This window comes from Magnetococcales bacterium (assembly GCA_015232395.1).
GTDB lineage: Bacteria > Pseudomonadota > Magnetococcia > Magnetococcales > JADFZT01 > JADFZT01.
Genome location: JADFZT010000004.1, coordinates 36756 through 62138 on the forward strand (window position 1 = coordinate 36756; position 25383 = coordinate 62138).

The 25383-nt window shown below is 54.8% G+C and carries 24 protein-coding genes; 20 read left to right on the top strand and 4 right to left on the bottom strand.

Translation table 11 applies throughout. The features are described from left to right. Positions 1–34 precede the first annotated feature (34 nt). Positions 35–2287, top strand: coding sequence for a PAS domain S-box protein (locus tag HQL52_02230; protein MBF0368249.1), 2253 nt, complete (start codon positions 35–37; stop codon positions 2285–2287). A gap of 126 nt (positions 2288–2413) precedes the next feature. Next, positions 2414–3646 carry a diguanylate cyclase gene (locus HQL52_02235; protein ID MBF0368250.1) on the top strand — a complete coding sequence of 411 codons (1233 nt, stop codon included), beginning with the start codon at positions 2414–2416 and terminating at the stop codon, positions 3644–3646. A 404-nt stretch (positions 3647–4050) separates the two neighbouring features. Here the strand turns inward: HQL52_02235 and HQL52_02240 are convergent, their stop codons facing one another. The 3 genes from HQL52_02240 to efp all read right to left on the bottom strand — a co-directional run bounded on the left by HQL52_02240 (position 4051) and on the right by efp (position 6444). After that, complete coding sequence (locus HQL52_02240; GenBank protein MBF0368251.1) at positions 4051–4611, bottom strand: thioredoxin family protein; 561 nt, start codon at positions 4609–4611, stop codon at positions 4051–4053. A gap of 212 nt (positions 4612–4823) precedes the next feature. Further along, on the bottom strand, positions 4824–5762 hold the full coding sequence (gene genX, locus HQL52_02245; protein MBF0368252.1) for an EF-P lysine aminoacylase GenX: 939 nt from the start codon (positions 5760–5762) through the stop codon (positions 4824–4826). A gap of 118 nt (positions 5763–5880) precedes the next feature. After that, complete coding sequence (efp, locus tag HQL52_02250) at positions 5881–6444, bottom strand: elongation factor P (protein MBF0368253.1); 564 nt, start codon at positions 6442–6444, stop codon at positions 5881–5883. A 45-nt stretch (positions 6445–6489) separates the two neighbouring features. On the opposite strand from efp, the gene epmB reads away from it, so the two are divergent. Then, entirely contained in the window at positions 6490–7461 is a 972-nt protein-coding gene (gene epmB, locus HQL52_02255; GenBank protein ID MBF0368254.1) for an EF-P beta-lysylation protein EpmB, read from the top strand. A gap of 19 nt (positions 7462–7480) precedes the next feature. Here epmB and ilvD read toward each other — a convergent pair whose 3' ends face one another. Continuing rightward, on the bottom strand, positions 7481–9337 hold the full coding sequence (gene ilvD, locus HQL52_02260) for a dihydroxy-acid dehydratase (protein ID MBF0368255.1): 1857 nt from the start codon (positions 9335–9337) through the stop codon (positions 7481–7483). Positions 9338–9461: 124 nt separating this feature from the next. Between ilvD and HQL52_02265 the strand changes: the two genes are divergently transcribed. The 17 genes from HQL52_02265 (at position 9462) to trxA (ending at position 25151) form a co-directional block, all read left to right on the top strand. Beyond that, positions 9462–10079 carry a threonylcarbamoyl-AMP synthase gene (locus HQL52_02265; protein ID MBF0368256.1) on the top strand — a complete coding sequence of 206 codons (618 nt, stop codon included), beginning with the start codon at positions 9462–9464 and terminating at the stop codon, positions 10077–10079. A 273-nt stretch (positions 10080–10352) separates the two neighbouring features. Beyond that, the gene (gene rpsB / locus HQL52_02270) at positions 10353–11117 is read left to right on the top strand and encodes a 30S ribosomal protein S2 (protein ID MBF0368257.1); all 765 of its coding nucleotides are present in this window, start codon (positions 10353–10355) and stop codon (positions 11115–11117) included. Between the two features lie 45 nt (positions 11118–11162). Beyond that, positions 11163–12074 (top strand): elongation factor Ts, encoded by a 912-nt coding sequence (locus tag HQL52_02275; GenBank protein MBF0368258.1) that lies wholly within the window; start codon positions 11163–11165, stop codon positions 12072–12074. After that, positions 11995–12813: a UMP kinase gene (locus HQL52_02280; protein MBF0368259.1), complete on the top strand. Its 819-nt coding sequence runs from the start codon at positions 11995–11997 to the stop codon at positions 12811–12813. The genes HQL52_02275 and HQL52_02280 overlap by 80 nt, the downstream gene beginning before the upstream one ends. Further along, positions 12813–13370, top strand: a complete 558-nt coding sequence (gene frr, locus HQL52_02285) for a ribosome recycling factor (protein ID MBF0368260.1) — start codon at positions 12813–12815, stop codon at positions 13368–13370. The genes HQL52_02280 and frr overlap by 1 nt, the downstream gene beginning before the upstream one ends. 18 nt (positions 13371–13388) lie before the next feature. After that, positions 13389–14111, top strand: coding sequence for a di-trans,poly-cis-decaprenylcistransferase (gene uppS / locus HQL52_02290; protein ID MBF0368261.1), 723 nt, complete (start codon positions 13389–13391; stop codon positions 14109–14111). Positions 14112–14129: 18 nt separating this feature from the next. Then, positions 14130–14930, top strand: a complete 801-nt coding sequence (locus HQL52_02295; protein MBF0368262.1) for a phosphatidate cytidylyltransferase — start codon at positions 14130–14132, stop codon at positions 14928–14930. Positions 14931–15141: 211 nt separating this feature from the next. Further along, complete coding sequence (locus tag HQL52_02300; GenBank protein MBF0368263.1) at positions 15142–16377, top strand: 1-deoxy-D-xylulose-5-phosphate reductoisomerase; 1236 nt, start codon at positions 15142–15144, stop codon at positions 16375–16377. After that, a complete protein-coding gene (rseP, locus tag HQL52_02305) occupies positions 16374–17474 on the top strand; it encodes an RIP metalloprotease RseP (protein MBF0368264.1) in 1101 nt (366 codons plus the stop codon). Before HQL52_02300 ends, rseP begins: the two co-directional genes overlap by 4 nt. 126 nt (positions 17475–17600) lie before the next feature. Beyond that, positions 17601–19892, top strand: a complete 2292-nt coding sequence (gene bamA, locus HQL52_02310) for an outer membrane protein assembly factor BamA (GenBank protein MBF0368265.1) — start codon at positions 17601–17603, stop codon at positions 19890–19892. Positions 19893–19976: 84 nt separating this feature from the next. Next, entirely contained in the window at positions 19977–20486 is a 510-nt protein-coding gene (locus HQL52_02315) for an OmpH family outer membrane protein (GenBank protein MBF0368266.1), read from the top strand. 3 nt (positions 20487–20489) lie between these two features. Then, positions 20490–20957, top strand: a complete 468-nt coding sequence (fabZ, locus tag HQL52_02320) for a 3-hydroxyacyl-ACP dehydratase FabZ (protein ID MBF0368267.1) — start codon at positions 20490–20492, stop codon at positions 20955–20957. Beyond that, positions 20954–21724 carry an acyl-ACP--UDP-N-acetylglucosamine O-acyltransferase gene (gene lpxA / locus HQL52_02325; protein ID MBF0368268.1) on the top strand — a complete coding sequence of 257 codons (771 nt, stop codon included), beginning with the start codon at positions 20954–20956 and terminating at the stop codon, positions 21722–21724. Before fabZ ends, lpxA begins: the two co-directional genes overlap by 4 nt. A gap of 50 nt (positions 21725–21774) precedes the next feature. Then, positions 21775–22623 carry a UDP-2,3-diacylglucosamine diphosphatase LpxI gene (gene lpxI / locus HQL52_02330; protein MBF0368269.1) on the top strand — a complete coding sequence of 283 codons (849 nt, stop codon included), beginning with the start codon at positions 21775–21777 and terminating at the stop codon, positions 22621–22623. Next, positions 22613–23632, top strand: a complete 1020-nt coding sequence (locus HQL52_02335) for a Gfo/Idh/MocA family oxidoreductase (GenBank protein MBF0368270.1) — start codon at positions 22613–22615, stop codon at positions 23630–23632. Before lpxI ends, HQL52_02335 begins: the two co-directional genes overlap by 11 nt. Then, a complete protein-coding gene (gene lpxB / locus HQL52_02340) occupies positions 23629–24792 on the top strand; it encodes a lipid-A-disaccharide synthase (protein ID MBF0368271.1) in 1164 nt (387 codons plus the stop codon). The genes HQL52_02335 and lpxB overlap by 4 nt, the downstream gene beginning before the upstream one ends. Further along, a complete protein-coding gene (trxA, locus tag HQL52_02345) occupies positions 24774–25151 on the top strand; it encodes a thioredoxin (GenBank protein MBF0368272.1) in 378 nt (125 codons plus the stop codon). The genes lpxB and trxA overlap by 19 nt, the downstream gene beginning before the upstream one ends. The last annotated feature ends 232 nt before the right edge of the window (positions 25152–25383 follow it).

Genomic DNA, 25383 nt, shown 5'->3' on the forward strand with positions numbered 1-25383 from the left:
ATTCCTACCCATCTTCCAAACCGACCCGACGCACATGGATGAACGGCACATCAAGGCACTGACTGCCCGTCTGGTCATTATCGTGGCGGTGCTATCGCTTTTTTCCATCGCCTCGTTCCTGATTCTGGAAATGAGCATCAGCGGTAATTCCCATTCTGGTGCTCTCATCAACGTTAGTGGCCGACAGCGCATGTTTTCCCAACGGATTTCCCATCTGGCCGTCAACCTGGGGAGCATCCGGGATCCCATCCTATGGCAATCCACCCGCACTCGGTTGTTAAAAGCCATCAAAGCCATGGAGAAAGCCCATCAGGCCCTGCTTTATGGAAACCCCGACTTAAACATTACGGGACGGATGTCTCCGGAAACCAAAGCCTTCTATTTTGGACCGAACAGTTACGTCCACTGGGAGGTTAAACGTTTTTTGCATGCGGCCAAGATCATTGCCGACCAAACGGTAGAGAGCCCCGAGCTGCAAAATCGCCTGCATTTTTTCCTGGGGAATGAACCAACTGAACTTCTCAACAATCTCGACCAGATTGTCTCACAATATTTAATTGAGAATGACCGGGAAGTGGCCCGGCTCCAAGGGGTTCAGGTGGGGGTGTTGTTGCTCACCCTCTCTCTTTTGCTGCTGGCTGCCTTATGGGGGGTGCATCCCATATTCACTCGCATTCGCAAGGATATGGAGGAGCGCCACAAACACGAAGCCAACCTGCGCAAGCTTTCCCAAGCAGTGGAGGCCAGCCCCGCCTCCGTGATTATCACCGACCGGAATGGATTGATCCAATACGTCAATCCGCAATTTTCCCAAACAAGCGGATTTTCCAGCGAAGAAGTGCTGGGTCAAAAAACCAGCATCCTCAGATCAGAACATACCTCTCCCATCACCCACTCCCGACTCTGGGGAACCATCCTTTCAGGGAATCCGTGGCGAGGGGTGCTGCGCAACAAAAAAAAGCAGGGGGAGGTCTATTGGGAGAGCATGCACATCTCCCCCATCCGGGATATGGGCAGTGGGGAGATCACCCATTTTGTGGCGGTCAAAGAGGATATCACCGAGCGCCGACACAACGAAGAAGCTCTGAAAAAGGCCAAGCAGCAGGCTGAGCAGGCCAACCGGGCCAAATCGGAATTTCTCTCCAGCATGAGCCACGAGTTGCGTACCCCCATGAACGCTGTATTGGGATTTGCCGAGTTGTTGGAGAGCGATCCCATGGAACCTCTGACAGAGTCCCAACTCGACAGCGTCCGGGAAATTTCCAAGGCGGGGCGCTATCTACTCACCCTGATCGATGAAATTTTGGATCTGGCCAAAATCGAAGCCGGGAAGGTGGCCATATCCCTGGAGGAGGTCTCCCCCAAAGAGGTGCTCCACGACTGCCTCGCCCTGATCCAGGCCCTGACCGAAAAACGCCAGGTGGAACTGGAGGATGGCCTGACCGGCTGCAATGTCCCGCTGATCCATGTGGATCGCATGCGCTTTAAGCAAATTTTGCTCAACCTTCTCTCCAATGCGGTCAAATACAACCGCTCCGGGGGGCGGGTGCGCATCGAATATGAAATACACAATAAATATCTGCGCCTGCGCATCACCGATACCGGATTGGGTATTCCCGAGGCCCAGCAGCATGAGGTATTCAAACCCTTCCAACGTTTGGGCGCAGAAGAGTCCACCGTCAAGGGCACTGGAATCGGCCTGACCATCACCAAGCGATTGGTGGAGCAGATGGATGGACAGATCGATTTTACCAGCGAAACGGGCAAGGGATCGATCTTCTGGGTGGATTTTCCCTTGGCCCAGGGGGGGGCAAAATCCCAACAAAAAGCCCATATCGACTCTGGAGCCCACCGGATACGCCCTTTCGAACCCACTTCACAAGCCATCACCGTGCTCTATATCGAAGACAACCCGGCCAACCTGTTACTGATGCAGCGGATTCTAAAGCGTTTTTCCAACCTGACGCTGATTTCCGCTCCAGATGCCGAATTGGGACTGGGGCATGCGGAAAAACGCCCCCCGGATGTGATTTTTATGGACATCAATCTGCCGGGAATGGACGGATTTGAGGCCTTTTTACAATTGCAGGCCACTCCCAGGTTAAGTGACATTCCGGTGGTAGCAGTCTCGGCCGATGCCATGCCATCCTCCATCGAAAAAGGCCGGGCTGCCGGTTTTTTTCGCTATCTGACCAAACCTTTGGCCATTGAAGAGGTGTGCGAAGCCCTGAACGACGCCTTGGAAAAAAATCTTCTCCCCACAAACTCCGGGGAGGGGCAGAGTTGAAGCGAATCTTGAGTACCAGGCTGGTTTTTCAGCTATCGCTCTTAAAGGTGTACCTTTTGTTTCAATACGCGCTCTTCTCTTCTGGCGCATCCAAAACGATCTTTTTTTTCCTGTCGTGAGAACGTCATGAATATCAAACCTTTCAAACGTTTACTACGCAGACTCCTGGACAACCTGTTGGGGGGGGAACAAGGAAATTTTCAGGGGCTGCTTTTTCCATGGAAGCAACCAGAATTGGTCTCAGCTCAGCGGGTGATGCTGATTCTTTCCCGGGTTCGACTCACTGCCATCGCCTTTGCTATTTTGACACCCCTCTGGATTATTTTGGATATTGCGGTATTTCCAGATGATATCTGGACGCGCTTGGCTATTGGCAGACTGCTCGCCAGCGCGGCATTTGCCATGGTGCCCTTTCTGTTTCGGGACTCCGACCGGGTTCGGGATGCCTATCTGGCGATCATACTGCTCTTCAGCATCCCCACCCTGCTGTTTCTCTACTCCCATCACCTGTTCGCCACAATCCAGATGACCATCACCGGCATCGGTGCCAGCTTTATTGCCGGGTATGCCTTTTTGCCTTTTGTTTTGGTGTCGGGTTTGAGCGTTTTTCCCTTAACCGCCTTGGAAGGGGGGGCTTTTGTCGCTCCAGCCATCCTGGTGGAGTTGGCTACGGGCGCTTTTGGCCAAAGCCTGATCTCACCCGATGCCCGTTTGGGCCTGATCTGGCTGCTCATTCTGATCGGTGCGGTGGCGGTTATTTCCGGCATGAGCCAGCTACACTATCTTTCGGAAATCATCGTCAAATCAGCCCATGATCCCCTGACAAAAGTGTACAACCGGGCTACCGGCAGTGAGCTACTGGAAAAATATTTTCTTCTGGCCAGGCGTAACGGTACTCCCTTGAGCCTGCTTTTTTTCGATCTCGATCACTTTAAATCGATCAACGATCATTTTGGTCACGATGCCGGGGATCAGGTATTGCAAAATGCAGCCCTCGCCTTGAAAAAAGCGATTCGCAAAGAAGATCTGGTGGTGCGTTGGGGAGGGGAGGAGTTTTTGGTGGTGCTGCCCCATATCACCCGGATGGAGCCCAGCTTTTTGATCGAACGTTTGGGCAGGGAAGGGCTGGGTATGCGACCGGAAGGCACCCCCTTGACCGCCAGTATGGGGCTTGGGGAGTTTACCACCGACCAACCGATCCATCTCAACGCTTTCATTGAGCTTGCCGATCAGCGGATGTACCGGGCCAAACAATCAGGCCGCAACCGTCTCTGCTTTGGAGATGAAGAAGGGGAATGTTTCAGCCCTGTTTTCAAACCCCTGCCCGGCTCCCAACATCCAGCCACCGCCAAAGGGTAGATTTATACCAATTCCGGTGCAACAGATGAGCCGAACAAAAAAAACGTTTAGCCACAGAGGGCACAGAGAACACAGAGAAAACCACAATCGAACCAAACTCATGCCTGGTAGTGGTCGGAACATTCAGCTGTTTTTCATGCTTTTTCTCTGTGATCTCTGCGTTCTCTGTGGCAGATTTTTTCGGTTTTGAATGAAGTTCAAACGATGGCCTCAAGCTTATCGTTTGAACCAGAATTCGTATTAGACTGACTCTCCCACCAGCCACACCCCTCCACCCAGGGATCAGACAACCTGGAGAGGGAAGTATGGCCGTTATTTTCAAGAAGACTTCCCAGGAAGGAGATTCCCCAGGCAGGAATGGTTGTGGTGTGAGGCTTCAGTGGGGCTTGGTGGGGATTAAATCTTTAAAGTTCTTCGTCTTTCCACTTGATGCTGCACCCCATGGCAGAATGTTGGGGTTCAGGAATTTCCTTCCCGGCCAGGAGTGCCAGCAAGGCTTCACGCATCTCTTCTTTTTTAACCGCTGCCGGATTTCTGGGGCTATCGTCCAGCCGTCCCCGATAGCGGAGTTTGCGCTCGCTGTCGAAGATGAAAAAATCGGGGGTACAGATCGCGCCATAGGTGCGAGCGATTTCCTGGCTCTCATCCATGAGATAATCGAAGGGATAGCCCTTTTCAGCCGCCCGTTTTTTCATGTTTTCAAAGCTGTCAGCGGGATAATTGATGGGATCGTTGCTATTGATCCCCACAAAACGGACCCCTTTCGAAGCCATCTCTCCCGCCAGAGCGATGAGTCGTTTTTCAATGGCTTGAACGTAGGGACAGTGGTTGCAGATAAACATGATGACCAACACCCGGGCATCCTGATAGTCAGCCAGGGTGTGGGTGCGACCATCTATGCCGGGCAGGGAAAAATCAGCAGCCGAAGCCCCGATCTCCCCCGGAGGGGTATGTAGCAAAACCATGGGATATCTCCTTGTTTTGACTCATTGTAACGCATCCGAATTTTATTTGAAAGCGTCCCATCGGGATATAAATTATCGGAAGTGAATAGAAAAGGATCTCCAGGGGGATGATGGGGCAGCTGGAAACTGGGCGTTCCAGGCAAAAACAGGGCTTAAGAGCCTGGAGATGTCTGATGGCTTGGAAGAATAATGAACCGAAACGATGGGCTCAATCAGGTCCGATCCCAGGGGAAGGGAATAACCTCCTCGATGTGCTGTTTTCCCAGGGCCACCATTACCAGCCGATCCAAACCCAAGGCTACCCCGGCTGACAGGGGCAGGCCAGCATTCAGAGCGTCCAAAAACAGTCGATCCAGGGGGAGGGGGGCCAAGCCGTTTCGGACTCTTTCAGCATTGGCCTGCTCCAGGCGCTGCTCCTGCTCCCAGGGATCGGTCAGCTCCTGATAGCCGTTGGCCAGCTCGATTCCATAAAGATAAAGCTCAAACCGACGGGCTACCGGTGGCGGACCGGGATCCACCTCCGCCATGGCCGCCTGGCTGGGGGGATAGTCTGTCAGCAAAACAGGGGCCTCCAGCTGAGCAAAACCGGGCTCCACCCGCTCCAGCAACAATAGATCCAACATCCCGTCCCGATCCAATTCCGAAGGCGGATGGAGGGAAGTGATATGGGCTGCCAGTTCGGCTTCGGATGCCTGAAAAGGATCTATCCCGGCAAAACGGAGGAAGGCTTCCCGGTAGGTGAAGGTCATGGGGGAGGGGGCTTGGGTGATTTCCCGGACCAGATCAACCACTTCCCCCATCAACTGACCCAGACTCCAACCCGGCCGATACCACTCCAGGATGGTAAATTCCGGGTTATGACGGGGGCCGGATTCCCCGCTGCGAAAGGCCCGGCAAATCTGAAAAACAGGCCCACTCCCCGCTGCCAACAGCCGCTTCATGGGGGTTTCCGGGGAACTACGGAGAAAAAAATTTCCACACGAAATTGGCTCCATATGGGGCTCAGGAGCGATGGCAGGGGCCAGCAGCGGTGTTTCCACCTCCAGTACCCCCCGGCTTTCAAAAAACCGCCGCACCTGGCCGATTATTTTGGCCCGCTCCCGAAGGGTTTCCAGAGTGGTGCTGGGAGACCAGAGGGGTGTGTCGGAAATCATGGGGGGGTCGAGGAGCCTCTCCCAGGATAGAGATGCCATGCTGCATCCGGGAGGGTGGCAGCCCAGCCCAGGTGCAGCACTTCCAGGCTGGATATCATTCCATGGTGGGGAGTGGTCAGGATTTGGCCCGCTCCACATAGAGCCCGGTTCGGGTATCCACCCGGATCATCTCCCCTTCGTTGACGAAGAGGGGCACTTTGACCACGGCGTTGGTTTCCATGGTGGCGGGTTTGGTGGCACCAGAGACGGTATCCCCTTTGACGCCGGGCTCACAAACGGTAATTTTCAGCACGACGAACGGGGGAGGGGTGACGGCAATGGGCTTTCCCCGCCAGAGGGTAACCTGATAGGTTTCCTCTTCCTTGAGCCAATTGATCACATTGGCGATCTGCTTTTCCGTCACAGCCACCTGCTCGTAGTTGCTTGGGTCCATAAAGTGCCAGAAGGAGCCATCGCTGTAGAGAAATTGCATGTTTTTGTCCATGACGTCCGCTTTGGAAACGGATTCACTGGACTTGTAGGTGCGGTCGATTACCCGACCATCGATCAGATTTTTGATTTTGATCTTGGTGAAGGCTTGGCCCTTACCAGGTTTGACAAACTGGGCGGAGATGATGATCCAGGGTAGGCCGTCAATTTCGACCCGGGTTCCGTTACGCAACTGATTGTGATTCAGCATGATGGTCTCGTGGGTTTTGGCAGTTGGTTTTCAAGGTGGGAAAACGTGAATTCAAAAAAAGAGCACTATAACCCAAATGAACCCGATGATCATCCCCTGAACTTGGCAAGCCCGGGAAAACGGGCCGATCCAGGGGCGGATGAGGCCGCTCGGCTCTATAGCTATCGGGCTCCCGGCTCTTTTACCGATCGCATCGACTGGAGCAATCCGGACGATCCTCTCCTACGCCAGGTGATGCCCAGTGGGGAGGAGTTGCAGCGGGTTGTGGGGTTTACCACCGATCCCCTCCAGGAGGCCGAATGCGTCCCAGTGCCAGGATTAATTCAAAAATATCCAGGCCGGGTGCTTCTGCGGGTGACCCGTGACTGTGCCATTCACTGCCGCTACTGCTTTCGCCGCCACGACAAAAATAGAGGTGGGGAGGAGCTGGCTGAGGATTGGGCAGCCTCACTGCGTCATATCCGGCAAGATTGGCAAATCAGAGAGGTGATTTTATCCGGGGGGGATCCTTTGATGGTGAGCGATCAGCGCCTGGCAGGGCTGGCGGGAAAGCTCGCTGCCATCCCTCACCTCACCCGTCTGAGAATCCACAGCCGCATGCCGGTAGCCAGCCCCGAGCGGGTGGGGGATAAACTTTTGGGCTGGCTCAACGGCACGCGCCTGACTCCGATGATGGTGATTCACTGCAACCATCCGGCGGAACTCAGCAAAGAGGTGGTGGCGGCTTTGGGAAGGCTGGCAGAGGGGGGGGTGCCACTCTTCAACCAGTCGGTGCTGCTCAAAGGGGTAAACGACCGGGTGGATATCCTGGCAGAACTGAGTGAACGCCTACTGGATGCCCGCTGTACCCCTTATTACCTACACCTGCTCGATCCGGTAGCGGGAGCGGCGCACTTTCAGGTAGGCGAAAACCGCGCCAAAAAACTCACCGCCGACCTCCGCCTGAAACTCCCCGGTCTGGGTGTCCCCACCCTGGTGAGGGAAATTCCAGGGGAGGGAGCCAAGACAGTTTTGTAGGCCAAACAATCCATTCCATCTATTTTTCCAACTGCCCCAAATCCCGCACCGCCCCCTTGGCCGCCGAGGTGGTCATGGCGGCGTAGGCGAGGAGGGCTTGGGAGACTTTGCGCTCCCGGTGTTCGGGTTTGTAGGCTTTATTGCCCTTTTTAGCCATCCGTTCACGCCGCGCCTCAAGTTCCTTTTTTGAGACGTCAAAATTGATCGTGCGGTTGGGGATGTCGATTTTGATGATGTCCCCTTCCTCTACCAGGGCAATATTACCCCCTTCAGCGGCTTCCGGGGAGACGTGGCCGATGGAGAGCCCGGAGGTTCCCCCTGAAAAACGGCCATCGGTGATCAACGCACACGCTTTGCCGAGATTTTTTGATTTGATATAACTCGTCGGATAGAGCATCTCCTGCATCCCCGGCCCCCCCTTGGGCCCCTCATAGCGGATAATCACCACATCCCCCGCCTGGATGCGATCCCCCAGAATGGCGTCACAAGCGGCTTCCTGGCTGGCAAAAATCCGTGCAGGCCCGGAAAATGTCCAGATCGATTCATCCACCCCGGCGGTTTTGACGATGCAGCCATCCTGAGCCAGATTGCCAAAGAGCACCGCCAACCCCCCATCCTGGGAATAGGCCTGCTCCATGGAGCGAATACAGCCATTGGCCCGGTCGAGGTCGAGGCTCTCCCACAGCGCTGACTGGCTGAATGCCTCCAGAGTCGGTTTTCCCCCCGGGGCGGCCAGATGGCGGCGTTTGGCTTCCTTTTCCACCGTAGGGGAGGCGATATCGTCCCGGGCCAACGATTCCGCCATGGTCTGGGAATGGACGGTGGGCAGGTGGCTATGGAGCAGACCCGCTCGATCCAGTTCCCCCAATATCGCCGGAATACCGCCAGCCCGGTGGACATCTTCCATATGATATTGCTCCGTGGAGGGAGCCACCTTGCACAGGCACGGCACCTTGCGGGAGAGCCGGTCGATATCGCTCATGGTAAAGGAGACCTGGGCTTCAGCTGCTGCAGCCAAAAGGTGCAATACCGTGTTGGTGGAGCCTCCCATGGCGATATCCAGGCTCATGGCGTTTTCAAAGGCTTCGAAGGTGGCGATGGAGCGGGGCAGCACCTGCTCGTTATCGGCCTCATAATATTGCCGGGTCAGCTCAACAATCGTGCGGCCCGCCTCAATGAAAAGAGATTTCCGCGCCGCATGGGTCGCTACCAGCGTGCCGTTGCCAGGCAGCGCCAACCCCAATCCTTCTATCAGGCAGTTCATGGAGTTGGCGGTAAAAAGCCCCGAGCAGGAGCCACAAGTGGGGCAGGCGGAACGCTCCATGGTCGATAGATCGGCATCGGAGACACTTTTATCCCCCGCCGCAATCATGGGATCGATCAAATCCAGTTTGCGCATACGGCCATTTTCCAGGATGGCCTTGCCCGCCTCCATGGGACCGCCGGAGACAAAAATGGTCGGAATATTGAGGCGCAACGCCGCCATCAGCATCCCCGGGGTGATTTTGTCGCAGTTGGAGATGCACACCAGGGCGTCGGCGGTGTGGGCATTGACCATAAATTCAACACTATCGGCAATGAGATCCCGGGAGGGGAGGGAGTAGAGCATCCCCCCGTGGCCCATGGCGATGCCGTCGTCGATGGCGATGGTGTTGAACTCCTTGGCCACCCCCCCCACCGCTTCGATTTCACCAGCCACCAACTTGCCCATATCCCGCAGATGAACATGCCCCGGGACAAACTGGGTAAAAGAGTTGGCCACCGCGATAATGGGTTTGCCAAAATCCTGTTCCTTCATACCAGTAGCCCGCCAAAGGGAGCGGGCACCGGCCATGTTGCGGCCATGGGTAGACATGCGGGAACGATGGGCAGGCATCTAAAATACTCCTCACGATTGACCAGGGGCTGGATTGTTTGCGACTATGCAGCCGCTTTCGTTTTTATATCGACCCGTAGGTTAAACAGCCTCACGGGAATTGTTGGGTGCCAAGGATACGACAATGGGACAGTTTTTTTCAATTCATCCGGACAACCCCCAGCCCCGCCTGCTGAAACAGGCCGTGGCCATTCTGGAGAAGGATGGGCTCATCGTCTACCCCACAGGTACCAATTATGGCCTGGGATGTGCCATGAACAACCGAAAAGGGGTGGAGAGGATTATCCGAATCAAAAATCTTCCGGCTTCCCACCGTTTTTCCATTCTCTGTGCCGATCTCTCCGATATTTCCCGTTTTGCCCGGGTGGATAACCAGACCTATCGGCTGCTGAAGCGTTTTTTGCCCGGCTCCTATACGTTCGTTCTGCCCGCCACCCGGGAAGTCCCCAAGACCATTTTGCCCAAGCGCAAGACCATCGGTCTGCGCATTCCGGACAATCCCATCTGTCTGGGGCTACTGAAAGCCTTTGGAGAACCCCTGATCACCTCCTCCCTCAGTCTTCCCGACGAACAACTTTCCGGTGGCGATCCCGAAGAGATTCGGGATACTCTGGGCAAGCAGGTGGATCTGATCGTCGATGGTGGCATCCTGCCGGATATCCCCTCCACGGTAGTGGATCTCACCGACGGCGCCCCCCAGGTGATCCGGGAGGGTGCAGGGAAGATTGATTATTTTACCTGAGGCTGCTTTTTCAGAGATGAAAGGGGCTGTTTCCCTCTGGAAGGCGGGTTTGGGAAGTTATTTTCAAACAAGCCTCAAGCCTCCCTTGAAACTGGCTGTCCGTGATGATAAAACTCGCATGTTATCCAAATGTTTGGATAGCGTGAGCATTTCTAAAACCCCCAACCACAAAAAACGCACGCCGAAATCCTGCGGCTCCGGTGCCCGGTGAAACCGGGTTGGGCTGCAATCAGGAACGGCGGAGGCACAACCGAACGCCTTAAGGAGGCAAAGATGGCCAAATTCACGATTCGTGAACTGATGGAGGCTGGGTTGCACTTTGGTCACCAGACCAAACGCTGGAACCCGAAGATGAACCCCTACATCCACTCCCCCCGCAACGGGGTCCACATCATCAACCTGCAAAAAACCGTCTATTTTCTCCGTGACGCCTATAATTTTGTCCGGGAAACCGTCAAAGGTGGCGGTCGGGTGCTTTTTGTCGGCACCAAGCGTCAGGCTGTGGATATGATCGCCGAAGAAGCGACACGCTCTCGGCAATATTTTGTCAATCATCGCTGGCTGGGGGGAACCCTCACCAACTGGAAAACCATCCAGGGTTCCATTCGGCGACTGAAAAATATCGATAAAATGAGAACCGACGGCACCTTTGAGGCCATCACCAAGAAAGAGGCCCTGGGTTACCAACGGGAGTGGGAAAAGATCAACCGCTCCCTGGGTGGCATCAAGGATATGGATCGCCTGCCGGACGTGATCGTGGTGGTGGATACCAACAAGGAATCCATCGCAGTCCAAGAGGCCAACAAGCTGGGTATTCCGGTGGTAGCCCTGGTGGATACCAACTGCAACCCTGACCCGGTGGACTGGCTGGTACCAGGTAACGACGACGCCATCCGCTCCCTGAAGCTCTTTTTGGGCAAAATGGGCGACGCCGCTCTGGAAGGTATGCAGTTGCGCAAGGATGGCTCTGGAGAACTGGTCGGTGGCGGGGACCCCTCCCAAGACGGTTCCGAAGAGATGGTAGCGATTGAAAGCTAGGTTGAACAAGAATTCGAACAATCAGGATCCAAGGGAAAGCGAACAATGGCGGTAAGCGCAAAAATGGTAAAAAGTCTCCGGCAACAGACCGGAGCAGGTATGATGGACTGCAAAAAAGCCCTCACTGAAACGGACGGCAATCTGGAAGAAGCCGTTGACTGGCTGCGCAAAAAGGGGCTCTCCACAGCCTCTAAAAAAGCGGGCCGGGTGGCAGCCGAAGGCAAGGTGATTGCGATCTCCAACGGCAGCCGTGGGGTGCTTCTGGAAGCCAATCTGGAAACCGACTTTGCTTCCAAAAACGAAAAATTCATCGCCTTTGCCAATACCACGGCACAGGTGATTCTGGATAACACCCCGGCAGACGTTGAAGCCTTGAAGGCTCTGGACTATCCCGGATCGGGACACAATGTCGGCGAGGAACTGACCCAACAGATCGCTTCCATCGGCGAAAACATGAACCTTCGTCGCTTTGCCATCGAAGAGGTCCCCCAGGGGGTGGTCTCCACCTATATTCACATGGGTGGCAAGATTGGCGTGATGGTCGGTGTGGAGTCAGCGGTGAGTGATGAAGCGGCACTGACCGAAATAGGCAAAAAAATCGCCATGCACGTAGCCGCCTCCGCCCCTCCCTATCTGGATCGGGCTTCGGTGCCTGAAGCAGATCTGGAACGGGAAAAATCGGTCCTCACCGAACAGGCCAAATCATCCGGCAAGCCGGATAACATCATCGAAAAGATGGTGATCGGCAGGATCAACAAGTTTTACGGCGAAAACTGCCTCCTGGAGCAGCCCTTTGTGATGGATCCAGACCAAAAGGTGGGTAAATTCCTCACTGCCGAAGCCAAAAAACTAGGAGCCGATGCCAAACTCACAGGCTATGTCCGTTTTGCCCTGGGTGAAGGAATCGACAAAGGCAACAAAGACTTCGCCGAAGAGGTCGCCCAACAGCTGGGATAAGGATATCCTTCAGGTGGAGACATCTACCAAGCGCAAAAAAAGGGTTTTGCTGAAACTTTCCGGTGAATCCCTGATGGGTGAGCGGGGGTTTAATATCGACCCCCAAATTTTGGCAAGGTTGGCCGAGGATCTGTTGACCATCCACCAAATGGGGATAGAGTTGGCCCTGGTAGTCGGTGGAGGCAATATTTTTCGAGGTGTTTCAGGATCGGCGGCGGGTATGGAACGTACCAGCGCCGATCACATGGGCATGTTGGCTACCACCATCAATGCCCTGGCCCTACAAAATGCCATTGAGCAAAAGGGGGTTCCCGTTCGGGTGCAGTCTGCCATCTCCATGCCCCAGGTGGCTGAACCCTTTATTCGGCGAAAAGCCGTGCGTCACCTGGAAAAAGGCCGCATGGTGATTTTTGCAGCGGGAACCGGCAACCCCTTTTTCAGTACCGACACAGCCGCCAGCTTACGGGCAGCTGAGATCAATGCCGATCTCCTGATCAAGGCTACCAAAGTGGATGGGGTCTTCAGCGCTGATCCAGTGACCCATCCAGATGCTGAACACTTTAAACGGCTCTCCTATTCTGAGGTCATTGCACGAGATCTCAAGGTGATGGACATGACTGCCGTCTCCCTTTGCCGGGAAAACCGGATTCCCATCCAGGTCTTTTCAGTTCTGGAACCGGGGGCTCTGGTGGAGGTCATGCAAGGAGAGTCGCGGGGAACGCTGATAGAGGAGGATTGATGGTGGAAGCTACCTTGAAAGATTGTCGCATCCGGATGAAGAAAGCCCTGGTATCCCTCCACGAGGAAGTGGGTTCACTGCGTGCGGGGCGTGCCACCACTTCCTTCCTGGATAATGTCCAGGTCAATGCCTACGGCTCCAAGATGCCCCTTAACCAAGTGGCTACGCTGAATGTGCCGGAACCACGCCTGGTGACGGTGCAGCCCTGGGACAAGGGTCTGATGAAGGCGATTGAAAAATCCCTTCGGGAGTCGGACTTGGGAATCAACCCCATCAGCGACGGTGCCCTGATCCGGGTCCCCATGCCGGAGCTGACCGAGGACCGCCGTAAAGAGTTGGTAAAGCTGGTCCATAAATATGGTGAACAGGCCAAGATAGCGATACGCAATATCCGTCGGGATGTGATCGAAAAACTAAGAAAGGCTGAAAAAAACAAAGAGATCTCCCAGGACGATATGCACCAATATGAAAAGCAGGCCCAAGACCTGACCAACACCCACACCAAGGAAGTGGATGAAGTCGTGGCCAAAAAGGAAGCGGACGTCATGCAGGTTTGACGTCTTTCCCGACCTCTTATGACTGACACAATTGATCCGGAACGCATGCCCCGCCACATTGCCATCGTTATGGATGGCAATCGGCGCTGGGCCAAATCAAAATCTCTGCCCAGGCTAGAAGGTCATCGCCAGGGAGTGAAGGCGGTACGCCGTACGGTCAAGGCGTGTATCTCCCTCAAGGTTCCCACCCTGACCCTTTACACCTTTTCTTCCGAAAACTGGAACCGTCCTCCCGATGAAGTATCCGCCTTGATGGATCTTCTGGCCTATCATCTGCGCAAGGAGATGGAGGAGCTGGCCGAGGAGGGGGTACGGTTTCGGGCACTGGGCCGTATCCACGAGCTTTCCAGCGGCATTCGCAACCTCATTGCCGATATGGAAGAAAAAACCCGTTACAACGATACCCTCAACTTTAACCTTGCCATCAACTATGGCGGTCGCCAGGAGATGTCCGATGCGACACGCGGGCTTGTTCAGGATGCTTTGGCAGGGCGTATCAAGGAGGAGGATATTACCGAGTCCACCATCAGCGCACGCTTGACCACTGCGGGCCAGCCAGATCCGGATTTGCTGATCCGCACCGGGGGAGAGCAGCGCATCAGCAACTTTCTCCTGTGGCAACTGGCCTATACCGAGCTGGTTTTCCTGCCGATCTTTTGGCCGGCCTTCAGCAAACGGGACCTGGAAGAGGCTATCTGGGAATACAGTCAACGGGACCGCCGTTTCGGCGCGACCAACTGACCGGCCTCCCCAGATTTCATGCTCCTAAGAACCCTCTCCGCCCTTGTTCTTATACCCCTGGTTCTAGCCCTGCTGCTTCAGGGTGAGACACTGCATCTTTTCCTTCTGTTCCTTCCCCTTTCCGCCGGTCTTATCCATGAATGGCTGGGATTTGACGGCCCGGTTGACCGACGCCTCCACCTTCTGATGGCAGCTGCGGCTTGGTTATTGCTGACCACGGGTTTTATGGGAGGAGTGGGCTGGATTTTGGTGGAGGTGATGCTGCTCTACTGGGGGCTTCTGCTGATGGCCATCTATCGCTATCAGCCGGGTCGGATGGAGTCGGAGGTGGCTGGTTTTCACTTTCGGGGGCTGATCTATACCGTCATCCCTCTGCTGATGGCCCTGGAAATTCGCGCCTTACCGGCGGGGGGAGATCTGCTCTGTTATCTGCTCTTTGTCATCTGGGCGACCGATTCCGGGGCTTATCTGGTGGGGCGCGCCATCGGCAAACGGAAAATGGCCCCCCGTCTTAGCCCCAACAAGAGTTGGGAGGGATTGATCGGTGGGATTCTACTGGGTGTGGTCGTAGGCTTTGGGACCATCCGGGGCTTTTCCCTGGCAATTGACCCTTTATGGGCTGTTTTGTTGAGTTTTTCCGTCGCCTTGGTGGGGGAGTTGGGGGATTTGGTGGAGTCGCTGTTTAAACGGGAGTATGGGGTCAAGGATTCCGGCACCCTGATTCCCGGTCACGGCGGATTATTGGATCGTCTGGACAGCCTGCTGTTTGCATTACCCCTGTTTTATTTTTTTCTTTACTGGCAAAATTGGTTTGTGTGACACATTCAGATGTGACAGGTGAAAACGGACAAAATGGTCGGGGTGAGTTTTGTCACAAGGTCCGAAGATGTCTGTCAGGATGGGATGGAGTCGTATCTTGAGCGCGTTCGGTCTCAACCTGATCAGGTTGCGTGATTTTTATGACGGAGCCATTTTCTGCCACTGATCACTCTCTTGGGAACCACGGCCCTCTGAAAAGGAGCTGACACCTTTGGCTGTCAAGCGCATCGCGATTCTGGGATCCACTGGATCCATTGGGGTGAATACCCTGGATGTGATTTCCGCTCATCCGGATCGATTTCGCGTGGTGTCCCTTTCAGCTGGATCCAATCACGAAAAATTGATTGCCCAGGCGCATCGGTTTCAACCTGAAGCCGTTGCCATTCGGAATCCGGAAGGGGCGGCCAAGGTACGGGAAGCCTTGGCGAACACAGCTATTCAGGTGTTGGAGGGGGAGGCTGGGGTGTGTGAAGCCGCCGCCTGGGACTCCGGGGATGTAGCCGTATCAGCCATTGTTGGTGCCGACGGACTACAACCGACCCTGGCAGCCATTCGCTCCGGCAAGGATATTGCTTTGGCCAACAAGGAGTGCCTGGTGATGGCCGGGGCACTCTTCCATGAAGAGGTGGCCCGTTATAAAGTGGATCTGATTCCGGTGGATTCGGAACACAACGCCATCTTTCAGGTCCTCTATAATGGGGCTTGGCTGGGTGTGGATCGAAAGGAAAGGGCCAACACCTCTCCTGCACTGGTCGATGTGGTTCGCTCCCTGGTCTTGACCGCTTCGGGCGGGCCCTTGCGTAGCTGGTCCAAGGAACGCCTGGCAACGGTGACCCCTGAGGAGGCTCTGGCTCATCCCAATTGGAAAATGGGTCGCAAAATTTCCATCGATTCGGCCACCTGCATGAATAAGGGCCTGGAGGTGATTGAGGCCCACTGGCTGTTTGGCATCCCTCCAGAACATATTTCGGTGGTAGTACATCCGGAAAGCATTGTACATTCGATGGTCACTTACCGGGATGGTTCGGTCCTTGCACAGATGGGCATGCCGGACATGCGCACCCCTATTGCGGTGGCACTGGCTTGGCCGGAACGCATTTCAACACCGGTTCCGGCACTGGACCTGCCAACTTTGGGTCGATTAACCTTTTTTGAAGCGCCGGAAAAAGAGCGGTTTCCGTGTCTGGATCTGGCTTATCAGGCGTTGAGCCATGGGGGGAGTGCTCCTGCCATACTCAATGCCGCGAATGAAGTGGCCGTGGCTGCGTTTCTGGATGGTAAAATGGGTTTTCAAGGAATAGCAGCCGTGATTGATTGGACTCTGAGCGAACTCTCCCTGCCCCCACCGGACTCCATTGAATCCGTATTGGATGTGGATCGATTGGCCCGGGAGCGGGCATGGCAATGGGTAGCTCAGCATGGAAGCGGGCTGGGTGGTACATCATGAATACCGTTTTTTGGGCCTTATTGGTCCTGGGCATACTCATTTTTGTCCATGAATTGGGCCATTTTCTGGCGGCACGCCTTTTCGGGGTGCGGGTGCTGATCTTTTCCCTGGGATTTGGTCCGCGTCTGTGGAGTTGGAAAAGCGGCGACGGCGAGACCGAATATCAACTTTCTGCCATTCCCCTGGGAGGTTACGTTAAAATGTTGGGGGAAGGGGAGGAGGAGGGTGAGGGCGAGGGTGAGGAGGAGAATAGGCCCCTCACCGAGGAGGAGCTGCCCCACGCCTTCAGCTCCCAATCAGTGGGACGTCGTATCGGGATCGTTTTTGCGGGACCTGCCTTTAATTTTATCTTTGCCTTTCTTTTTTTGGTTGTAGCCTACATGGTCGGGGTGGGAGAAGCCCTGCCGGTAGTGGGCAAGGTCAGTCCGGAGATGCCTGCCTTGGAGGCGGGACTGCAACCGGGAGATCGCATCACCCATATTGATGACCAACCGGTGGAACGTTGGCGCACGCTGAGCCAGATTGTACGGGCCTCGGATGGCAACCCCCTACAGTTTGATGTTTTGCGAGGGGAATCCTCTTTTCGGGTTGAAATTGCCCCCCGAATCCAGGAAGTTCCCAACCTGTTTGGCGAACCGGAGCGTACGGCGTTGATCGGTATTTCTCCGGGGGATGCGGAGGTGGTTGTACAATATGGCCCCCTGGAATCCATCGGCAAAGGGCTGGAACAGACCTGGCGGATGACCGATCTGACCTTGACCTCTATCTGGAAGTTGGTTACCCGGGTCATTTCAGCAGATCAAATTGGCGGCCCTTTATTGATCGCCGAGTTGGCTGGCAAAACCGCATCCCAGGGAGCCACCAACCTGCTTTTCTTTATGGCGCTCATCTCAATCAACCTGGGAATACTGAACTTATTGCCCATTCCCGTACTGGATGGCGGGCATCTTCTTTTCTTCTCCATTGAAGGGCTCAAAGGCAGTCCGGTGAGTGAAAAAGCACAAATGTTCGCCAATCGGGTGGGCATGGTTTTTTTGATCATGGTGATGGTGTGGGCTATGAAAAACGATCTGGTGCGTCTCTTTTCCTCTGGGTGAAAACCCGCGAGACCCTGGTCGATTATCGATTTCCCAACCTGAAATCTTGCCGTGGCGGCTCAAAACCCGTATGTTTTGGTGGTTTGGTTGCCTGGTAAATAACGTCATCGATTGGGGTCCTACCCAATGAATTTTTTGCGAACTCTCATTCTCGCCCTTTTTCTGGGATGTGTGCCACTTGTGGCGCTTCTCTCTGTGGAACCTGCCTGGGGTGCTGTTTTCATTGATGATATCCGCGTGGAAGGGAGCCGACGTATCGAACCCGATACCGTTAAGAGCCACCTTCTGCTGGATGTAGGAGACCGCCTGGATTCCACCAAGATTCGCAAGAGTATCAAGGCTCTCCACGACACCGGTTTTTTCCAGGATGTCCTGATGGAACGGGATGGGAACGTTCTGGTGGTACGGGTGAAGGAAAACCCGATGGTCAATGAGGTCACCTTCGAGGGCAACGATGCCTACACCGAGGATGACCTGCTGGAGGTGATCACCCTCAAGTCAGGGGCGCTGTTCAATCAGGCCAAAGTGGATCGGGATCTGGCCACCCTGCGTCAGGGATACCGCATCAAAGGGCTCTTTCTGGCCCAGGTAGAGATGGTCTCCGAAGAGCTGGACCAAAACCGGATCAACCTGACCTATCGTATCCAGGAAGGGGAAAAATCCAAGGTTCGGGAGGTGCGCATTATCGGTAACAGCGACCTGACGGACAAGGAGCTGATCAAGGATCTCCTCATCAAACCCACCAACTGGCTCTCCTGGTGGCGGGAAGATGATACCTATGATCGGGAAAAACTGCTGTTTGATCAGGCCCAGCTGCGTAACATCTATCTGGATCGGGGATATGCCCGGGTTCGAGTGGACTCTTCGGTGGCAGAATTAACTCCTGATCGCAGCGCCTTCATGATCACCCACACCGTTAATGAAGGCAGTCGCTATAAATTGGCTGAAATTCGGGTCATCGGAGATTTTGATGAGATGCCCCGTTCTGAAATTTATCAGCACATCCGCCTGAAGCAGGGGGAGTGGTATTCCCGCAAGGAGGTTCGCTCCGCCATCGAAGTCCTCACCGACAAGATCGGCGATTATGGCTACGCCTTTTTACAGATCCAGCCGGAAACCTCCATCAACGACGACGATCTGACCGTCAACCTGATCATGAAAATCGACAAAGGGCAGCGGGTTTATGTCAACCGGGTGGAGGTGGCGGGCAATACCCGGACCCGGGACAACGTGATTCGTCGGGAAATCAAGCTGCTGGAAGGGGATCGCTTCTCAGCCTCCAAAATGCGCTCTTCCAAGAAAAAACTCCAATCCTTGGACTATTTCGAGACGGTAGAGGTGACCACCGTACCAGCTGGTGAGGATGACAAGGTTGACGTCAAGGTGAAGGTGGAAGAAAAACCCACAGGGACTTTTTCTGTCGGTGCGGGTTATTCCAGTGTGGAATCCTTCATGGGAACCGCCTCCGTCACCCAGAACAACTTTTTGGGCAAGGGACAGCGCCTGGTTCTCTCGTTTGCCTTTTCAGGCACCACCAACGAGTTTGAACTCTCCTTCACCGAACCCTATTTTATGGAGAAAAACGTCTCAGCCGGGTTTGACCTGTTCAACCGTACCACTGACTGGGACTCCATCTCCTCCTACGAGCAGCAACTCTCTGGTGGCGGCCTGCGCCTGGGTTTTCCCCTCTCCAACCATCTCTGGGATACAGTCAGCTATCAGCTGGCCTATGTGGAGATCGAAGATGTGGATGAGGATGCTTCCAATATTATCAAGGATATGGAACAGAGAAGCCCCTACCTGCAGTCGATGGTCTCCAACACCCTGCAGTGGGATAGCCTGAACAACCGGATTTTGCCCTCCAAAGGGCGTCGTCATCGCCTCACCACTGACTTTTCCGGCCTGGGCGGGGATGTCTATTTTGCCCGAATGCTGACGGATCACAGCTACTACCATCCCATTTCAGAGGATGAAATGTGGGTGGGTCACATCCGAGGTCGCTTTGGGGTGGTGGAAGGGATCGACGAAGAAGTACCCATCTTTGAACGTTTCTTTCTGGGTGGCAACAGCTCCATTCGCGGCTTTAAACCCGGTGGTGTCGGTCCACGTACCCCTGAAGGGGATGCCTACGGCGGCAACCATTTCGAACAGATCAACGCCGAACTCTATTTCCCCATCATCGGTCTGAAGGAATATGGCGTTCGGGGTCTGACCTTCTTCGATGCGGGTTACATCGGGGATTGGGATGACTATTACGGCAACATGAACGACGACGGCTCCATACGTCTCTCCGGTGGTGTCGGGGTTCACTGGAACTCCCCATTTGGCCCCCTTCGCGTGACGCTGGGCATACCCATCCAGAAAGAAGATTACGACGAAACCCGGACGTTTGATTTTACCTTCGGCGCGGCCATGTAGGCCAGATTTTTAGGAAGGATGATCGTTATGGGCAGGTGGTACGTTTCAAGTAGATGGTACGTTTCAAGCAGATGGCTCGTTGCGTTGTTTTTTGTGCTGGCTGGGCTGATTACAGGTTCAAGTAGTGCACTGGCTCAATCCAAGGGCACTTTTGCCTATGTGGATGTCCCCCGAGCCATCGCCTCTTCGGTAGCAGGTGAAAAAGCACGGGATCTTCTGAAAAACAACATTGCCTCCAAGCAAAAAGAGATCGCTGACATGGAGGCCGAAATCAAACGAATGAAGGAAAACACCGACAAAAAGAAAAGCCTGATGAAACCCGAGGCTCTCTCGGAAATGCGCAACACCATCCAGCGCAAGTTTCGGGAGTACCAACGCATGGTGGAAGACAACCAAGCCGCCTTGGATCGGGAAAACCGTCGGTGGACCAAAAAAATCACCAAAACACTCCACGAAATCATTCAGGAAATTGGCCGTGAGAAAAACTATACGGCCATTTTCAGCCGGGGCCAGGTACTCTATGCCGACCCGTCGATCAACATCACGGATGAAGTCTTGAAGCGTTTGAACTCCCGCACCAAGGATTGGTTTTAAATCATGGTTTTGGATAATCCCCAGGACATTCTGAAAAATCTGCCCCACCGCTACCCCTTCCTGCTCATTGACCGTGTGCTTGAAGCGGAGGCGGGCAAGCGCATCGTGGCGATCAAAAACGTCACCTTCAACGAGCCCCAGTTTATGGGTCACTTTCCAGAAAACCCGGTCATGCCGGGAGTCTTGATTCTGGAGGCGATGGCCCAGGCGGGTGCCCTGCTGGCTGGTCACACCGATCCAGCTTCGGTTCAGGGTCGCCTGGTTTATTTCATGTCCATCGACAAAGCCCGTTTTCGACGTCCGGTGATTCCGGGAGACCAGCTTCGAATCGAAATGGTGCTCGATAAACGGCGGCGGGAAGTGTGGCGTTTTACCGGCAAGGCCTATGTGGGTGACCAGGTAGCAGCCGAAGCCCAGGTGATGGCCATGACCCGTGATATCGAAAAGGCCTCCGGGGATTCTCAGGCATGATTCATCCCACAGCCGTGGTGGAATCCGGAGCCACTCTGGACCCTGAAGTGCGGGTGGGGCCCTATTCCGTCATTGGTCCCAACGTCCATTTGAAAAAAGGGGTTCAGGTGGGGGCTCACGTGGTGATCGCCGGGCATACCACCATTGGCGATGAGAGCCGAGTATTCAATTTTGCCTCTATCGGCGAAGCCCCCCAGGATGTCAACTATGCCGGGGAAAAGACCCGGGTTAAAATCGGCAAGAAGTGCCAGATTCGGGAATATGTCTCTATCCACCGAGGGACGGAAAATGGTGGTGGGCTCACCCGGGTGGGGGATGGCTGCATGATCATGGCCTACTCCCATGTCGCCCACGACTGCCGAGTGGCTGACAGCGTGGTGATGGCCAATGGCGCCACCCTGGCTGGGCATGTGGAGATTCAGGAAAATGCCGTCATCGGCGGGCTTACGGCCATTCACCAATTCGCCCGGGTTGGTCGCAACGCCTTTATCGGTGGGGCTTCAGCCATCTCCATGGATGTGATGCCGTTTGCCTCGGCTGCTGGCAACCGCGCCCGGATTACCGGGGTGAATGTCGTCGGCATGCGCCGCACCGGTTTTTCTGAGGAAGTCATCAAGGCGGTGCGTCAAGCCCACCGACTGATTTTTCGAGCCAATTTGCGCCTGGAAGAAGCCATTGCCGAGGTGGAGCGTCTCTATCCCGCCATTCCCGAGGTTCAGTGCGTTCTGGAATTTCTACAAACCGGTCAGAGGGGCATTTGCCGTTGACCTCATCCCCCCCTCTCCCCAGATTGGGTTTGATAACGGGGAGTGGTCAATTGCCGCTGATCATCGCTCACTCCCTCAAGGGACGACGGCAGCTGGTGGCAGTGGCTCATCAAGGCGAAACCGACCCTGCCCTTGGGGAGTTGGTGGAAAGCCTCCAGTGGGTGCGGTTAGGGCAGTTTAAAAAAATCCTCAAGTTTTTGGCCCGTGAGGGGGTTGAAGAGGTCATGTTGGCCGGGGGGATCACCAAGGCCAAAATTTGGCACATTCGCCCCGACACCTTAGCCTTGAAGCTGGCTACCCGTCTGCGTCATCTCCACGATGACATGCTCCTGAGGGGGGTGGCTGAAGAGTTGGAGAGTCAGGGATTCAAGCTTCGGGGGGTGGCGGAATTTTTGCCGGAGCTTTTGGCACCAAATGGTATTTTAAGCTCCCGCCGTCCCACCCGGGAGCAGTGGCAGGAACTCCAGTTCGGTTGGAACTCTGCCAAGGCGTTGGGGCAATTGGATATCGGGCAAGGGGTCGTGGTGAGACAGAAGGTGGTGGTGGCTGTGGAGGCCATGGAAGGAACGGACGCCATGCTTGAGCGGGCAGGTAAACTGATCTCAGGCAGACGGGTCAAAGGGGATGCGGTTTTCGTCAAGGTGGCCAAACCCCAACAGGATCGCCGTCTGGACCTGCCGGCCGTTGGGCCCAAAACCATCGAAAATCTCCATGCTGCAGGGATTCCCATTCTGGCGATAGAAGCGGGATCTGCCATGATTCTGGATCCGGACGCCACTCTGGCAGCAGTGGAAAAATATGGTTTGGTGATGGTCGGTTGCAGCGAAGAGGAAATGGCGGCTGTCGATCGCACTGATGGAGTGGATTTTGACCGTTGGATGATGCGCCATGACCACTAATCAGACAGATTTGGCCGGGCGTCCTCTCCGGGCTGCAGTAGTCGGTGTTGGCTATCTGGGACGCTTTCATGCCCAAAAATATAAAGCCATCGAAGGTGTCGATCTGGTAGGGGTCGTGGATGCCGACAGCGAACGCTCCCGGCGGGTGGCCCAGGAACTGGAGGTCGATTTTTACTCCGACCTGAAGGATCTGACTGGCAAGGTGGATCTGGTTTCCGTGGTAACTCCCACCCAGAGCCACTTCGAAATAGCCGGGGCTTGTCTGAAGGCTGGTTGGCATGTGTTGGTGGAAAAACCCATCACCGTCACCATTCCCGAAGCGGATGGGCTGATTGCACTGGCGGATCAAAAAAAACTGGTTTTGCAGGTAGGTCACCTCAAAAGGTTTCATCCGGCGGTGGTGGCTTTGAATGAAAGCGGCGTACTGGAAACGCCCCGTTTTATCGAATCCCTTCGATTTGCCCCTTTCAAAAGCCGCGCTTTGGATGTGGACGTGGTTTTAGACCTGATGATTCACGATGTGGATCTCATTTTGAACTTTGTCGGATCTGAAATGGTCCAAGTGGATGCAGTGGGAACCCGAGTGGTGACCAATCAGGTGGATATCGCCAATGCCCGGCTCAAGTTTGCCAACGGCTGTACCGCCAATGTGACCGCCTCCCGGGTGGCACGGGATTCAACCAGGCGCATTCGTCTGTTTCAGGATAACGCTTTTCTCTCCCTCGATTTTATCCGCAACGACATCATGGTTTTGCAGCGGGGTCGAGGCGTGCAAGAGCTGGACGGCATTGAAGTACCGGCCATTGAGGAAACCACTATTCCCATCCAAAAATATGACACCCTTGAGGCGGAAATTCGTTCTTTTTGCGAGGTGGTTCGGGATAACAAGCCTCCTCTGGTGAGTGGTCGGGATGGTCGCAAGGCCTTGGAAGTGGTCAACGCCATCCAAGAATCCATCGAAGCCAATACCCGTAACATCGGTTTGGAGGGGATGCCCGGCCTGACATGAGCGATTCCCCACCGGTTCGGCTGATGATGGTCGCGGGGGAGGCTTCCGGAGACCTGCTGGGAGGTACTTTACTGACCACTCTGCGCTCAGCCATTCCGGACTTCGAGGTGGTTGGTGTCGGTGGGTCACGTATGCGGCAGGCTGGGTTGACCACCCCCTATGACGTCAACGACCTCTCTGTGATCGGTTTGGTAGAGGTGGTGCGCAGGCTGCCCCGGCTGATCGAGGTCTTTCGCTATCTGAACCGACTTTTGGAAGAAAATCGGCCCGATCTTTTAATCACCATTGATCTTCCGGACTTTAATTTTTTACTGGCCCGCCGTGCCCGGGCTTTGGGAATTCCGGTGGTTCATTATGTAGGCCCCCAGGTGTGGGCTTGGCGGCGGGGCCGGGTCAAACGGATCGCCCCTCTTTTGAAACATCTGATGGTGCTGTTTCCCTTTGAGCCTGCTTATTGGCAAAAAACAGACCTACCGGTCACCTTTGTGGGCCATCCCCTGGTGCAGCAGGCGGTCCCAAAAACACCCCGGGATGAAACCCGTCGGAAACTGGGGGTGGCAGAGGATGAAAAGCTGGTGGTGGTTCTACCCGGCAGTCGAAAGGGAGAAATTCAACGACTCCTGGGCGTGATGACCGAGGCCTGCCAGGAACTTCAGCAACGGCAGCCCAAAACCCGGTTTGTCCTGGCCCTGGCAGATACGTTGACACCGGAAGAAGCACCGTGGCCCTGGCAGGTAATCCAAGGAGGCACCTACGACCTTCTGGCTGCAGCAGATGCCGCTATGGTAGCCTCGGGTACGGCCACCTTGGAAACGGCACTCCTGGGAACACCCATGGTGGTCGTATACCAGGTGAATCGGATAACCTATGAAATAGGTCGGCGGGTGATTCGGGTTCCGTTCATCTCTCTGGCCAACCTGGTCTGGGAGGGGGGCCTGGTGACAGAACGCATACAAGACCAAGCCCGCCCGCAGATCCTGGCTGGGGATCTGGAAACCTTGTTGACCGACTCTGAAGAGAGACAACGCTTGCAGAGAGGCTATCATCAAATCCGGGAAAGACTATCCAACCCGGATCGGCAGGCAGTCGATGTTATTTTGGAAATTTTGCAAAAACTACGACCCAAATTGGAGATTCAAGCATGGCAAGCGTTGAGATGACCAAAGAAAATTTTGAGGAGATCGTCACCAAAAACGACATGGTGATTGTCGATTTTTGGGCCGAATGGTGCGGTCCCTGCAAAGCCTTTGGACCAATATTCGAAAAGGTTTCGGAACAACACGAGGATGTGGTGTTCGCCAAGGTGGATACGGACAATCAGCGTGAGCTGGCCATGAGCTTCCAAATTCAGTCCATCCCCACCCTGATGATCTTTCGGGAAAAAATCGTTATTTTTTCCCAGCCTGGCATGCTACCTGAAAAAGCCTTTGCTGAAATTGTCGACAAAGCCAAGGCACTCGACATGGAAGAGGTCAAAAAAGAGGTCGCCAAACAGCAGGAAACCCAGCAGGAGGGATAGAATAGTCCCCCTCTGTTGTGCATCTCCCACCACCCTCTTGGATGGTGGGAGATGCTGCCATACATTGTCATTCCCTCTGAAACTAAGGAGGGTCGGTCTGGTTTTTTCACCTTTCATCTGGATTTTTCATGCTGGATAAAAGGCCTTCGGCTGAATTCTGAAATGCCCCTTCAGGAGGAAATATCGCTCCTGGGTTTCAGATTTCTTTCCGATAAACACCCTGTTGTTAGTG